A 14,683-nucleotide genomic window follows, 5' to 3' on the forward strand; every position below is an offset into this window, starting at 1 on the left:
CATCCAGCCGGAGGAGGTGGCGGCGGCGGTCCTCTTCCTGGCCTCGGACGCGGCAGCGGGCATCACCGGCGCGGCGATCCCGATGAACGGCGGCGACTTCGGCAGCTGACAGCGCCTCCGTCCCATCCGCTGCAACTGAAATGGGCGCGGAAGGCGTCCATGCGCGAAGATAGGGCTCAGCTACACCAGGGGGTTACCTATGTCTCATGCGTCCGCTGCTCGCGCCATGCCGGGTCTCGGGAGGCGTCCTCATGTCTCCCCGTTCACCTCCGCCCTCCTCGTCTCCCTCCTCGGGCTGCCTGCCACGGCGGGAACCGTGAAGGGCACGATCCCGGTCGCCGGCGCCCAGGAGGCGGAGCGAACGGTCATCTACATCGAGGAGGTCCCCGAGGGGAGCCTCCCCGCCCCACCCGCCACGCCCATCAAGCTCTCCCAGCGCGGCGCCCGCTTCTCGCCGGGGGTGGTGCCCCTGTTCAAGGGCACCTCGGTGGACTTCACCAATGACGACTGGGTCACCCACAACGTCTTCTCCAAGTCCAAGGTGAAGCCGTTCGACCTGGGGCTCTACGGCAAGGAGCAGGAGAAGGTGGTGAAGTTCGATCAGCCTGGCCGGGTGGAGATCTTCTGCTCCATTCACCCGCGGATGAACGGCGTCATCCTGGTCCTCCAGAACCCGTACTTCACCAAGCCCTCGGCGGACGGGAGCTTCACCCTGCCGAACGTGCCCGCGGGCGAGTGGAAGCTGCGCGTGTACCGGCCAGGCCTGGAGAAAGGCCCCCTCTCCGTGAAGGTCCCCGCCAAGGGTCCCCCCGTCGAAGTCAACCTCTGAGGGCCAGCACCGCCGCGCCTAGAGCTTGTACCGGCGCACCATGGCGCGCACCTCGCCGGAGGCCGCCGAGAGCCGCGAGGCGGCCTGCTCGGTGGCCTGCAGGCGGGTGACGGTCTCCTGGGAGAGCGAGGACAGATCCTTCAGCGCGTCGAAGAGCTGGGCGATGCCCACGTCCTGACGGCTCACCGTCTCGGCGATCTCCCGGACGGCCACCCCGTTCTCATGCACCAGGCTGGCCAGCGCCCGCAGGCTCTCGCCCGTGGCCTTCACCTGCGACAGCCCTCCCTCCACCTCGCGCGCGCCGTTCTCGCTCGTCTCCACGGTGTTGGAGATGGCCACCCGGATGTCCTCCAGGATCTCCTGCACCCGCGCCGTGGCCCCCACGGACTGATCCGCCAGGGTGCGGATCTCCCGCGCCACCACCGCGAAGCCCTTGCCGTGCTCGCCGCTGCGCACCGCCTCGATGGCGGCGTTGAGCGCCAGCATGTTGGACTGGTCCGCCAGATCCTTCACCGTCTGGGTGATGCCGCCGATCTGCAGCGTGCGCTGCTGGAGCTCGTGGCTGGTGTGGGCGATCTGGTCCACCTGATCGCGAATGAATGTCAGCCCGCCCACGCTGCTCTCGATGGCACGCTCTCCGGCGCGGCCCAGCGAGTCCGCGCGCTCGGCCCCCTTGAGGATCGTCTGCGCGCGCTGGGCGGCCAGCTGCGAGCTGCGCTGCAGCTCCTGCGCCGTCACCTGCGTCTCATAGAGCGCGGAGGCCTGGCGTGTGGCGGTGCGGTTCTGCACCGCAGCGTCCGCGGAGAGCTGGGAGGCGGCGTGCTCCAGCTCCGCCGCGGAGGCATCCAGCACGAGGAGGATCTCCCGCAGCTGGTCCATCATCCGTCCGAACGAGGTGGCCAGCTCGCCGATCTCGTCCCCCGAGGTCACCTCCAGCGTCCCGCGGAAGTCGCCCTCGGCCACCACGCGCGCCGTCGCGGCGGTGAGCTGCCGCAGGGGCCCCGTCACCCGCTGAACGATGATGAAGCCCAGGAGCGCGGCGATGAGGGCTGCCGCGCCGCCCAGCCCGATGAGCGAGAGCAGCGTGGAGCGGAAGCCGGAGAGCTCCTCGTCCGCGCTGCGCGTGAGGACCAGCCGCATGCCCTCGCCCATGTCCATCTGGGTCACCAGGATGCGCGAGCCCCCCCGCTCGAGGAAGTGCTGCGACTCTCCGACGGCGGGCAGGGCCTTGAGCACCTCCTCGGGGCTGGCCGTGTGCAGACCGCTGGCGCTCACCTCATTGCCCAGCAGCAGGAGGGCCTCCGCGCCGCTCTGATCCCGCAGGCGCTTCATCAGGCCCTCTCCCAGCTGGACGCCCAGCACCAGGCGCCCGACGACCCGCCCGTTCGCCTCCACGGCCTGCATGACGCTCCAGTAGGGGACGTCCTGCACCAGGAGCAGCCCGGACTGATTGCGATCGAGCAGCGAGGAGACGTCCTCGGGAGGAGCACCGGTGAGGCTGCCCGCGCGGACCTTTCCGCTCGGCCCGGTGAGCAACAGCAGATCCACGCCCATCAACGCGCGCTGCTCGGCGGCGATGCCCTCCAGGGTCTCCCGGTCCATGCCCTCGCTGGCGAGCACCGCGCGCAGGGTGGGCCCGCTCACGGCTCCGTGGGCCGCGACCGCGAGCACCCGCCCCTCCTGCTCCAGCAAGCTGCGCCAGCTGGCGAGGTCCTGGTCCAGGCTGAGCGTGAGCCGCTCCTCGAGGCTCGTCCGCAGGTTCATGGCCACGAGCGCCACGCTCCCGAAGGTGAGGACGAGGACAATGAGCAGGAAGGCCGCGGTAACCCGGGCGGCGAGGCTGAGCTTCATCGGGGGTGGGTGAAAGACGGGGGTGGCCGCAAGACGAAAACGAGCCTAAACCGAAAGCGCCGAGCGGTGGAGAGAAGGATGTCGACAGCGGGCTGATCAGACGAAGGGCGCTGCCTGTAGGCAACGAGGCGCGGGCCTCCTGGCGGCTGCCCCCCTGCTCCCTGCCCCGAGGTCAGCGCGCTGGCGCCTCGGCTTCGGGGCTGGGGAACCCCCCGAAGAGAAAGCCCAGCCCCACCTGGAAGAGCACGCCGTCCGTGCCGCCAATCTTCGGGGAGAGACGCTCGTACAGCTCGAAGCGGTCGCGCCCAAAGGGAGTCAGCACGCTGACCTCCGGCATCACACCGAAGTCCCTACCCAGGGGAACCACCACCCCGAACGAAGCGCCCGCGGCGAAGAGCTCGAAGGGCCTGGCGAAGCTAGTCGCTGCAGGAAAAGTGCGGAGGTACTGCACGCGGGGCCCCAGCACCCACTGCCCACGCTGGCCTACCCGCCACCCCAGGAGCAGGGGGAGCGTCGCGGCGAGGACGCCGTCGCGGTTCTCCCCTTCACCGAAGATGGCGCCCCCGAGCTCGGGGGCCACCGAGAGGGCGAAGCCCTCATCGAGCGGATCATTCAGGCGCACCTTGAGGCCAGCCTTCAAGGACAGGAGTGAGGCACCCACACTCCACTCCACACGCTCGCTCAGCCCACGCCGGTAGTGGACGGCGAGGTAGGGCCAGCTGATGCGCTCGCCGTCTCCGAGATCGCGCCCCACCGCGTTCTGGACCGAGGTCTCCACGAGCACCTGGTACTTCCCGGGTGGGAGCGTGTCCGCACGCTGCATCGCGCCCATGGACGCACAGCCCGTGCTGAGCGCGACGCAGAGAGCCTTCATGAGCAGGGAGAAGGTAGAGCGCGCGCGTGGATTCATGGGCACGGGTCCAGATTGACGGAGGACGCACAGGCGGACAAGCCTCTCGGCTCGGCTCCAGGAGGCCCCATGAAGCTCCCGTCACGCGAAGCGCTGCTCCAACAGCTGGATCCCCTCCCCTACGGGGCCCGCATGGAGCGCGTCGCGACGCTGGGGAAGGAGGCACGCGGCACGGCCCCGCTCACGCGGCTGATGGATGAGCTGCTCGCGGGGGGTGCGTATGAGGCGAGCGTCGCCCTGCAGATGGCGCGCGCCTCGCGGGACGAGGCTCCTCTGCTGCGCGGCCTTACCCACCCTTCCTTGACGGTCTGCGCCCTGGCCTCCTCGCTGGCAGGCCCCTGCATCCGGGATGATGCCTCGCTGGAGCGCGTCCTGCCAGAGCTGGCGCCGGCAATGCGGCGCCGCGTGCTCAAGGGCGTGGCGCTGGCCCGCAGGAGCGCGCTGGCGTCCCGGCTCCTGCCGCAGATCCTTGCCCGGCATGGCTCCACGGAGGCCGCGCTCCTAATCCCCGCCTTGGACGAAGCGTCGGTGCGGCGCCTCCTGCCAGAGCTCGGCCACTCGCTGAAGAGCTGGCACACGCTGACCTGGCGCTACCCGGACGCGGTCCTCGGCTACCTCCAGGCCCGCTTCGCCGCCGTTCCAGAGCGGGAGCGCTCTCGGCTCTTCTTCCTGTACAGCGAGTCGCTGACGGAGCTCACCTGCCTGCGCAGCGCGGAGGTGCTCGCCCTGGTGCGCGACTTCGCGCCCCTGGACGTGATGCCGCCTCCCGTGCTGAACGGGATCCGGCGCCTCACCCGGCGCCATCCCGATCAGATCTTCGCCCTGCTGACGCGGCCCTCGCTTCGCGGCTGGCTGAAGAACCAAGGGCTGCCTTCGGGGGTGCTGGTGGAGGCGGACGCCTTCTCGCCGGAGCAGCAGCGCGCTCTGGCGCGGATCCTCGGGGAGATGCCGCACCACCTCGCTCCCTTCCTGGAGGCCCTGGCGCCGTCACGCCGCGCCGAGCTCTTTACCCACGCCTTCGAGGGCATCCCCGCGCACGAGCTGCCCGAGACGCTGCTCGCCGTGCTGCCCCACGCCCTGCGGGACGCGGAGGCAGAGCGGCGGCTCTCGTTCCGGGAGGTACGGGAGGATCGGAACAAGTTGCTGGCCACCCACTCCCTGCGCCTCATCGAGCACGCGCGCGAGCCGCTGTCGAAGGCCGCCTTCGCCGCCAAGGCGGAGGACCGGGCCCAGGCGCTCGTCTACCTCGTGCGCGCCACCGGCCTGTCCCGGCGGGGGATGACGGAGACGCTCACGCACCTCATGCGCCTGCGCAACGAGCAGGATCCCGTGCGCATGGCGGTGCTCGGCGCGCTGGCGGACGTGCCGCTCACCACCTTCTCCGCCGAGCACATCCCCTCGCTCGCGGAGCTGGTGGGCTTCGTCGTGGAGGCGCGCGACTCCTCCCCCACCACCCGCGCCGCGCTCCAGCGGCTGGCCTTCCGGCTGATGAAAGGCCATGCCGAAGAGCCGAACGGTCCGCTGTTCCAGTTCGCGCTGGACACACTCAAGCGGCTTGCGGGCCAGCGGGGCACGCTGGCGCTGCCCCCCCTGGAGCGGGATCTGCCGCGGGGCGCCGAGCTGCGCATCGTCGCGACGCTGCTGCCCATGATCCGCGCCGCCGACGCGCGGGACAGCCACGCGCTGATCCTCACGCTGGCGCAGGCGCTCGGCCGGCGCGCGTGGAACGTGGACATGCTGCAGGCGCTGCTCGAGCCGGCGACGGACGCTGCTCTCGACGGGGCGGCGCGGATGGCCATCACGCTGTGGCTCGCGCCGCCGCGCACGCGAGAGATCCGGGTCCGCAAGCTGCTGGACCGGGACGAGACGACGGTGACCATCCCCCCGGTCTTCGACCACCTCCACCGGCGCCGGCAGGACTGGCTGGACCCGTTCCTCCTGGGCCGGCGACTGCGAGGGCGCTTCCTCACGGCCAAGACGGGCTGGGTGCCCCCGGCTCGGGAAGGCTTCCACCGCTGGCTGCCCCGGCAGCAGCAGCAGCTCGCCTCGCTGCTGGTGCACATCGCTCAGGATGGGGAGCGCAGCGCGTGGGAGCGGATGTCCGTGCTGCTCGCCTTGCCCCTGATGCCCGTCGTCACGGTGGACACGTTCACCCCGTTCCTTCAGTCGAAGGACGTGCCCACGGTGGAGGCGGCCCTGGGCGCGCTCGCCTGGCTCGACCGGCCGGCGACGGCGCTGCCTCTCCTGCTGGAGAACCTCGATGGTGACCGGGCCCGCGTGGCCATGTACGCGGTGCCTCGGGTGGCGAGCCAGGTGAGCGGTGAGACGCTGTCGGCCGCGCTGGCGGAGCTGTTCGGGCGCGAGAAGCTGAAGGTGACGGTGCACAAGGAGGCGGTGCGCCTGCTGGGCATGTTCCGCTCGGCGCGCAGCCTGCCGCTGCTCCGCCAGCAGGGCGAGCGTCCCCAGCTCCACCGGGACGTGCGCATCGCCGTGGGCCATGCAGCGCGCCGGCTGCTGGACGCGGAGGAGGCCTGGGAGATCCTCGACTCCATGGCCCGGAGCCCGGACGCGTATGTGGCCTTGAGCCTCCTGGATCAGAGCCCCTTGGGGCTGCGTCCCGAGGTGCGCCCGCGCTACGCGGCCCTGGTGCTGCAGGTGGCCGGGCACCCGGAGCTGAGCGTCCGCCGTGAGGCCTGGCTCGCGCTCCCGGCGTGGTCTCCCGGCTCCGAGGAGCTGGTGGCGCGCGCGGCATCGGAGCGCATCCTGGATCTCGCGGGAGGCTCCGAGTGGAGTGAGGCCACGCAAGCGCTGGTGGAGTCGGTCCGGGACGGCATCGCCGTGGAGCGGCTGGTGTCGACGGTGGCGGCGCTCGTCACGCTGCCCGTGACCGAGGCACAGAACGCCTCTGCCGAGCGGGATCTGCCGGGCCGGCAGCGCCTGAAGGGGCTGTGCGGAGCGCTGTTGAACCTCCCCCGCCCGGTGCGCCTGCGGCTGCGCGCCCGGCTGCAGGAGGTGGCAGGTGTCATTGCCACGGATGCGTCGCTCTGGCCAGAGAGTGCGAGCCTCCGGCTGGGCTCCTGGGAGTGGAAGGACGCGGAGACGGTGGGCCAGGCAATCCTCGGGCTTGCCCAGGAGATACAGGAGGAGCCTCTCTTCGCCCCCGCGCTGGCGGGCGAGGTGTCCGCGGCAGTGAGCCACCCCAGCGCCGAGTGGGCACCCGAGACGCTGCTGGAGATCGCTGACCGCGTGGCGAGAGAGGCTCCGCTCGTCTCGGCGGCGCTCGTTCGCGCGGCGGGAGACCGCGTGCACTGGCGAGAGGATGCGGCGAAGCGGCTGCGAGCCCTCCGAGAGCATTCAAGCCCGGCCATCCGAGCGGTGGCACGCGCCATCACCACTGCGCGGGAGTAGCGCCGCTCGCTCGCCGTGAGCGCACCGGCTTGCGTCCTGCTTCCAACCCGCTAAGTACCGGGCATGAGTCCTCAGAAGCCCACGAGTTTCCAGGACCGCTTGAAGGAGCGCCAGAAGGAGGAGTCGCGAGACACTTTCTTCGGGCGCGGGGAGGAGATCGCACGCTTCCGAGAGTGGCTCGCCCAGCCTGCCGAGGAGCGCCAGCTGTTCTTCTTCAATGTGTCCGGGCTGGGAGGCGTCGGCAAGACGTTCCTGCTCGAGCGCTTCCGGCAGATCGCCGATGAGCAGAAAGTGCTCAGGGCCTGGAGCAACGAGGGTCAGCGCAACATCGTCGAGGTGATGGCGCGGCTCTCGGAGGATCTGCGGTCCCAGGGTGTACCGCTGAAGTCCTTCGAGGATCGCCTTCGGACCTACAAGCAGAAGCGCGCCGAGCTGGAGCAGGGTCCCATCACGATCCTGACTCCGCTCTGGCTGAGCGAGCTGCGCGATGCGTGCGAGCAGCACTCGGTCGTCCTCTTCTTCGATGCCTATGAGCACACCTCCGAGTACCTCGACGGGTGGCTGCGCGACATCGCTCAGGGCAAGTACGGAGAGACGTCCCTCAACCTGCTCTTCGTTATCGCCGGGCAGCTGGAGCTGTCGCGGGACGCCTGGCGTCAGTACGAGCCCTTCATCTCGCGCATGCCCCTGGAGCCCTTCACGGAGGAAGAGACGCGCGCCTTCCTCGCGAAGCGAGGGTTGATAGACGCCCAGGTGGCCACGGACATCTACCGCAAGACCCAGGGCCTGCCCGCGCTGTTGGCGCTCCTGGCACAGGCAGAACACCAGATCAGAGCAGAGCTCCGGTTACGCAGCTTCCTCCTCCTGAGAGAAGGCCGCATTCCGGAGGCGCTCGCGGAGGTGGAGCGTGCCATGGAGCTGCAGCCCGACAACCTGCTGCTGGTGTTCTCCCGGCTTCCCCTCCAGGCACTCCTGAACAACATGGAGGGCGTCGGAGAGACCTACGCACGGCTTGCAGCGCAGGCCTCCCTCTTCGTCCAGCAGCTCAAGGACTCTGTCGCGGGCCCCGACCCTGAGAAGCACCTGGACAACATCCAGAGATGGCTCTTGTCCACAGGCCTCGCGCCTGCTGCCGCTCCAGGCTTGACGGAGCGATTGGCCACCATCGTGCGGATGGAGGGGGATGCCGGGGCTCGAGCAGTCCAGTCAGATTCCGCCAGCATCCAGGCATCGATCCACCGCCAGAAGGCGGAGCTCGAGGACGCGCTGGCTGCCGTGAACCAGGCCGTGGCGCTGGATCCTCGTCACCCCCTCCACTGGTTGGAGCGAGCCCAGATCTACCATCTGATGGGACGCACTGAAGACGCACTCTCGGACCTGGGGCAGGCCCGGGCACTCCAGCCTGATTCTGCTCATGTCCAATTCGCCTGCGCCAATGTGTACCTGCAGATGAACCGGCTCGAGGAGGGGCTGGCATCGCTGGACCAGGTGCTGGCACTCGAGCCGGAGATGACCGCAGCCCGGGTGACGCGGAGCGTGGCCTTGATGAACGGGGCCCGATACAGCGAGGCACTGGACGAGATCTCGCGTGCCCTCGTGCAAGACCCGGAGTCTCTCCAGGTTCGCTTCATCCGCGGCACCTTGTACTTGATTCACGAGCGCCATGCGGAAGCGCTGGAGGACATGGAGGCGATCGCTGCTCGTAACAGTGCCTTCATCCAGGACTGGCCGAACCTGCGAGGGGAGTTGCTCTCTCGCCTCGGCAAGTACGACGAGGCGCTGGCGGTCTACCGGCAGGTCCTCGCGAAGGATCCGGAGTCCTGGAGCGCTGCCTACAACCTCGCCGTCACCCGAGCACGCTTGGAGGAGCCCGCAGCGGTGGGAGAGGAGCTGGCAGAGGCCCAGCGTCGCCTCCAGGCCCTCCTCTCGACGAACCGGTCCGAGGCGCTGGTACGGCTGGGGGGCATCGAAGCGCTGACGGGCAGCGCGGCTCGAGCCTTCGAGTTCCTGAGAGAGGCGTGCGCGCTGGACCCTCACGTCATCCACTGGGCCAAGGGGGACCTGGCCTGGAGCTCCCTGCGGGAGGACCCGCGGTTCCAGGCCCTCCTCGGATGACCGATGGGCCCAGTCAGGGCCCTACCGTTCCCGCGCTACCCGTTCCGGTCCCGCGCCTCGATGTCCCCTGGCAGCGGCACGTGCTCGTCGCCGACGATCGACATCTTCTCGAACGCCGCTCCCATCCAGTTCGGCCCGCCATAGGCGTTGATGAGCGCGCGCGCCACCTCGGAGGGGCTCTCCGCCTTGGCCAGCTCGTCGATCAGACGCTCGTCTTGCAGGTGCGAGGACTCTTCCCACTTGTACCCGGTCTCCTCCTCCCACTGCGCCTTGTAGTTGCGGGCGCGCTCGGACAGATCCCTGGCCTGCTCCGGAGTGAAGGACAGGTAGATGTCCATGTCCTTGTCGAAGTCATGCTGGTCCACGCCATAGGCGTTGGCGAACTCCGACTCGGCTCCGCCGTCCGCGCCGACCATGAACATCGAGATCTCCGTCTTGCGGGGATCCTCGGTGCCGTCCGGGTTGAAGTGCTGCTCGAGGTGCACCGGCGTCCCCGCGTGGAGCCTCGCGTCCGTCACCTGGTCCACGGACCCGTCCGGGTAGGTCGTCTTCACCACGTTCAGGTTGCTGTTCGCCAGATCGACCGAGCCGCTCAAGGGCCCGAGCGAGACGCCAGCGCTGGTCGTCGAGTCGTACTGGAGCTTCTCCACCGTCGCGACGTTCGAGATCCCCGTACCGTTGTCCTCGGGGAGCTTCCCGGTGGCGAGGAAGGTGTTGTAGGCGGCGCGGCCCGTATCCGTGGAGAGATCGAACTCCGCCGTCTTCAGCTTGAACTCATCCAGCCGCGTGCTGTTGCCGATGTGGGCGCTTGCGGGGCCCAGCTCCAGGCCGAGCTTGAAGCTGTTCTCCACCGCCTCGGTCGGCCCCGCCGTCACGCGCACCGTGTTCTGGCCCGTCTTCTCCACCGCCACGGAGACGCCCTCCTCCTGGGTGACGTTCGTCTCCAGCTTGAGGTTGCGATAGCTCGCCTCGAAGTCAGTGCCCTGGAAGTCGGTGCTGTTCATCAGCACCGAGCTGCCCTCCGGCATGGAGTCCGGGTTGTACGGATCCGGCAGCTCCGCCTCACCCGCCTCCACCTTGGCGTAGTCCTCGTCCGACATGCGGACCTGGAACTTCGTCTTGACGCCCTCCGTGTAGTTCGCGCCGAAGCCGACGGTCTTCAGGTCCACCTCGCCACCGAGGTTGACCGAGAGGCTCCCTTCGGCGGTGACCGTCGTGAAGCCGTCCTCGCTCTCGACGTTGGTCTTGCTGCTGATCTCCGTACCGAAGTTGATCTTGAGGCCCTTGGCCTCCACCGAGCCGCTGGCGCTCGCGGTGACGCCATCCGCCCCCACCGTCGCCGAGGCCTCCGCCTGTCCGGTGAGGTTCGGACCGGACTTCGGCGTGGACGAATCGAAGGTATCCGCCGTCGCGGCCTGCGGAGCGTGGGTGCTCGGCTGGGGGGCCGCGGTGTTCTTCTTGGCGGGGCTGCTCGCCTCGGAGGGGGGGGGGCTCGGCTCCGTCGCCGGGCGCTTGAAGGAGTGACGAATTCTTGTATCCCAGGCCATGACGGGTCTCTCTTTTAGAATGCGGGCTTTCCTTGTGGCATATGCATCTCCAGTGCCACACATGCGGGAGGTGGCGCCGGTGAGGCCCCTGGGGGAGTCAACCTCTTGTGATGACAGGGGAAAGGAGCGCGGAGGCGTTGCCGGCGCGCGGCGGTCGCTTCGGACACCTGGAGTCTGCGTGTCTCATGACAACAGTCACCACTGGTGACTGGAGTCACCAAGTCAGAAGAGCGCCACGAAGCTCCGACCGCAAAGGCAACTGGCTCCGGCTGCGGCTCCTCCTTCCATGTCCTGGGCTGACGTGGCAGGCAGAGAGATGACGATGGTGCTTCCTACAATGGCCACCTCGCCCGTGGGGAGCCCATGCAGGGTGATCCAGGCCGGCGCCGTCACCTTCTCGACCCCGGGCCCAGCGTAGCGCCATTACGTCCAGAGGCCTGGCACCATTTCCTTGTGGGTCAGTTCACCTTCACGGAGATGGGCGTCGACGTCGTGAGGTTTCCCGCCCCGTCATACGCCTTCGCCGTCAGCGTGTGCCAGCCCTTCGGTACGCTCAGCAGGCCCCAGCTCACGCTGTAGGGCGCCGTGGTGTCCGTGCCGATGACCGTGCCGCCATCGTAGAACACCACCTGCGTGACACCCACGTTGTCGCCAGCGCTCGCCGAGATCGTGGCGATCAGGAACACCGAGCCCCCGTTCGCCGGAGAGGTGATGGCCACCGTGGGAGCGGTGTTGTCCACCGAGACCGCGCGGCCGGTGGACTGAGTCACGTTCCCCACCATGTCGTAGGCCCGCGTCGTCAGCGTCACGCTGCCAGTGGCTCCGGTCGTTGTGTCCCAGCTCACCGCGTAAGGCGCCGTGGTGTCCGTGCCGAGCAGCGTCCCGCCCGCATAGAACTCGACGCTCGCCACGGCCTGGTTGTCGCTGGCAGTCGCAGTGACCTGGACAGTGCCCCGGACCAGGGCGTTCTGCGCCGGAGCGCTGACGGCCGTTGTCGGCGCAGTGTTGTCGATGGTCACCCCCACCCCGGCGGAGGTGCGGACGTTTCCGACGCTGTCATAGGCCTTCACCGTGAGCGTGTGGGCACCGTCCGTCACGCCCACCGTGTTCCAGCTCAGCGCATAGGGCGTGGCGAAGGACGTGCCGATCAGCGTCGCGCCGTCGTAGAACTCGACCTTCGAGACGGCGTGCGTATCGCTGGCGGTGGCCTCGAGCACGGCACTGCCCCGGAGGAGCACTCCCTGCTCGGGTGAAGCGAGTGCCGCCTCTGGCGGGGTGCTGTCGAGGTTCACCTCAACCGCCGGAGAGGTGCCGACGCGGCCCCCGTTGTCGTAGGCCTTTGCCGTGAGCGTGTGGACACCTTCCGCGACGCCGGAGTTGTTCCAGCTCACTTCATAGGGAGCGCTGGTGTCGGTGCCGATCAGCATCCCATCCGCGAAGAACTCGACCCTCGTCACCGCCAGGTCGTCCTCGGCCGTCGCGGTCACCGAGACCCTGCCGCCCACCAGCGCATTGCTGGAGGGGGCGGTGAGCTCCACCGTCGGCGGATAGGGATCCGTCGGCTGGCCCACCGCGAAGGCCAGGTCGTCGCGATCGTCATAGGCCCCGCCGCTGCACGCCGAGCCGCTGTTGCCGCCCACCCGGTACTGGGCGCGCACGGCCTGCAGGCTGCCCGCGGGCAGGATGTACTCCGTCGAGAGGATCTGGGTCCCACCCACACTCGCCCGGAGCGTGGTCAGGTACGTCCACGAGGGCTGGGTGGCGTTGCTCGCGTAGAACACGTCGATCACATCCGTGGAGAAGTTGTGGACGAAGGCGTGGACCTCGATCCGGGCGCGCCGCCCCTCCGCGAAGGCCTCTCCATGGACGCGCGACAGCTTGATCCGCTGGCTCTTCCCGTAGAGAGCGTAATAGAGCGAGCCGTCGACGCATCCGTCGAGCGTGTTGGGCGGGTTGAGTTCTCCATTGCTCCGACCCTGCACGAGGGTCAAGGTGTCGCAGACGGCGTCCACCGTGGCGCACTTCGGCGCGCGGAGCACGGGATCGTACGTGGCGCTGCCAGGCTGGTACAGCGTCACGGCGACGACGGCGCTCGTGGCCGTGTTGCCCGCCGCGTCATAGGCCTTGGCGTGCAGGCTGTAGTTCCCGTTCGCCCGCGTGGTGATGTCCCAGTCCACACTGAAGGGCGCCGTCGTGTCGCTCACGAGCACCGCACCGTTCACGAAGAACTCGACCCGCGTCACTGCCCTGTTGTCCGTGGCGTCCGCCTGGAGGGAGACCCACCCCGCCAGGGTCGCCCCGCTGGCCGGGGAGGTGATGGCCACGGTGGGGGCCGTGGAGTCGTTGTCCACCGTCACGGCGATCGGAGCCGAGGTCCCCACGTTCCCCGCCGCGTCGTAGGCCTTGACCGTGAGGGTGTGCGGACCATTGGAGAAGGTCTTGCTGTTCAGGTTGTAGCTGTACGGCGCGCTGTAGCTCGTGCCCCACATGAACCCATCCACGAGGAAGCTCACCCGGGACACGCCCCTGTCATCCGTCGCGCTCACCTGGATGGACAGCGTCCCAGAGATCGTCGCACCACTCGCGGGAGAGGTAATGGAGACCGTCGGCGCGGTGAAGTCATTGTCGATCGTCACGCTCACCTCCTGGGAGGTGGCGACATTGCCGCTGGAGTCCGTGACCCGCGCGCTCAGCACGTGGCTGCCGTTCGCCGCGGTCCTCGTGTCCCAGTAGACGCTGTAGGGAGAGGAGGTAGCGGTCCCTAGCAGGGTGCCGTCCTGGAAGAACTCGACCTTCGTCACCGCGGCATCGTCGGTGGCGCTTGCCAGGACCGTCACGGACCCGGCGAGCGTCGCACTGCCGGTGGGCGTCGTGATCGAGACGGACGGTGGCGTGGTATCGCGCGCAACGGTCACCACCACCTGCGCCGAGATCGCCGAGTTGCCGGAGGAGTCGTAGGCCCTGGCAGTCAGGGCGTGCTCTCCGAGCGGCTCGCTCACCGTATTCCACGTGTAGCTGAAGGGCGGCGAGGAGTCGGTGCCGAGCCACCGGGTGCCGCTGAAGAAAGCCACCGAGTTGACAGCCCTGTTGTCCGTGGCGTTCGCGGAGATCGCCACCGCCCCCATCACGGCCGTGCCCTGGGCGGGCGCACTCACGGAGACCTCCGGTGGCGTGTAGTCATTGTCCAACACCACCGTCACGGGCTGCGAGCTCCCCACGAAGCCGGCCTCGTCGCGAGCTCGGGCCGTCAGCGTGCGGCTGCCGTTCGGCAGACCCCAGGTGTGCCACTCCACCTGGAAGGGCTCGTAGGTATCCGTCTTGATCAGTGTCTCCCCGTCATAGAAGTCCACAGCCACCACGCCGAAGTCGTCGCTCGCCGAGGCCTTCAGCCAGACGGAATGGCTCAACGCCGCTCCGGCGGTGGGACTGGTGATGGCCACCGTCGGTGGGGCGGTGTCCACGAAGACCGGGAAGACCAGGTCGTCGCGATCGTCAAACTCGCCCGGAGTGCACGGGGAGGTGCTCCCCCAGAAGCGGAAGTTCGCGCGCAGGGCCTGCAGGGTGCCTGCAGGCAGGGTGTAGTACGCCGAGAGCGTCTGGCGATCGGGGGACGACGGCCTGAGCGTGGTGATGTGCGTCCACGAGGGCTGGGTCGCGTCCGCCGCGGAGTACAGGTCCAGGGAGTCCGCCATGTGACCGCGGGTGTAGGCCCAGACGTCGACCTCGATCCGAACCCGTGCCCCGGCAGCCAGGGGCTTGCCATCCTCCCGCATCACGCGGATCCCATTGATGGCCTCATGCTCGCCGTTGCCACTCCCCCCGAAGCTGCCGTCATGGCATCCGTCCAGGGTGTTGGGCGCGTTCCGTTCGTAGCTGGACCCTCGTCCCCAGACCAGCCCCAGGCTGTCGCAGCGGGCCGCCAGGGTGTCGCACCGAGGTGCCCCCAAGACGGGATCGTAGCGCGCGTTGCCCGGGTTGTTCACCTCCACGGTGATGGGCGCGCTCGTCGTCCACTGGCCCGCC

The 14,683-nt window shown here is 69.0% G+C and carries 8 protein-coding genes; 4 read left to right on the forward strand and 4 right to left on the reverse strand.

Annotated elements, in window-relative coordinates:
• Positions 1–109: SDR family oxidoreductase (locus VD972_RS23120; protein ID WP_324990465.1), on the forward strand; the 109-nt coding region annotated here is incomplete at its 5' end.
• Between the two features lie 90 nt (positions 110–199).
• Positions 200–829, forward strand: coding sequence for a hypothetical protein (locus VD972_RS23125; RefSeq protein ID WP_324990452.1), 630 nt, complete (start codon positions 200–202; stop codon positions 827–829).
• Positions 830–847: 18 nt separating this feature from the next.
• Here VD972_RS23125 and VD972_RS23130 read toward each other — a convergent pair whose 3' ends face one another.
• Together VD972_RS23130 and VD972_RS23135 are read right to left on the reverse strand one after the other, a co-directional pair.
• Positions 848–2,680, reverse strand: coding sequence for a methyl-accepting chemotaxis protein (locus tag VD972_RS23130; RefSeq protein WP_324990454.1), 1,833 nt, complete (start codon positions 2,678–2,680; stop codon positions 848–850).
• Positions 2,681–2,852: 172 nt separating this feature from the next.
• A complete protein-coding gene (locus tag VD972_RS23135) occupies positions 2,853–3,590 on the reverse strand; it encodes a hypothetical protein (protein WP_324990456.1) in 738 nt (245 codons plus the stop codon).
• 69 nt (positions 3,591–3,659) lie between these two features.
• Between VD972_RS23135 and VD972_RS23140 the strand changes: the two genes are divergently transcribed.
• On the forward strand, positions 3,660–6,998 hold the full coding sequence (locus VD972_RS23140; protein WP_324990458.1) for a hypothetical protein: 3,339 nt from the start codon (positions 3,660–3,662) through the stop codon (positions 6,996–6,998).
• A gap of 63 nt (positions 6,999–7,061) precedes the next feature.
• The gene (locus VD972_RS23145) at positions 7,062–9,113 is read left to right on the forward strand and encodes a tetratricopeptide repeat protein (protein WP_324990459.1); all 2,052 of its coding nucleotides are present in this window, start codon (positions 7,062–7,064) and stop codon (positions 9,111–9,113) included.
• 35 nt (positions 9,114–9,148) lie between these two features.
• On the opposite strand, the gene VD972_RS23150 is transcribed toward VD972_RS23145, so the two are convergent.
• Positions 9,149–10,660 (reverse strand): hypothetical protein, encoded by a 1,512-nt coding sequence (locus VD972_RS23150; protein WP_324990461.1) that lies wholly within the window; start codon positions 10,658–10,660, stop codon positions 9,149–9,151.
• A gap of 458 nt (positions 10,661–11,118) precedes the next feature.
• Positions 11,119–14,683: Ig-like domain-containing protein (locus VD972_RS23155; protein WP_324990463.1), on the reverse strand; the 3,565-nt coding region annotated here is incomplete at its 5' end.

The sequence above is a fragment of the Hyalangium sp. genome, assembly GCF_035629615.1.
In the GTDB taxonomy this organism is placed as follows: domain Bacteria; phylum Myxococcota; class Myxococcia; order Myxococcales; family Myxococcaceae; genus Hyalangium.

Coding starts and splice junctions, on each gene's coding strand:
- VD972_RS23125 (WP_324990452.1), top strand. CDS start 200: ATGTCTCATGCGTCCGCTGCTCGCGCCATGCCGGGTCTCGGGAGGCGT.
- VD972_RS23130 (WP_324990454.1), bottom strand. CDS start 2,680: ATGAAGCTCAGCCTCGCCGCCCGGGTTACCGCGGCCTTCCTGCTCATT.
- VD972_RS23135 (WP_324990456.1), bottom strand. CDS start 3,590: ATGAATCCACGCGCGCGCTCTACCTTCTCCCTGCTCATGAAGGCTCTC.
- VD972_RS23140 (WP_324990458.1), top strand. CDS start 3,660: ATGAAGCTCCCGTCACGCGAAGCGCTGCTCCAACAGCTGGATCCCCTC.
- VD972_RS23145 (WP_324990459.1), top strand. CDS start 7,062: ATGAGTCCTCAGAAGCCCACGAGTTTCCAGGACCGCTTGAAGGAGCGC.
- VD972_RS23150 (WP_324990461.1), bottom strand. CDS start 10,660: ATGGCCTGGGATACAAGAATTCGTCACTCCTTCAAGCGCCCGGCGACG.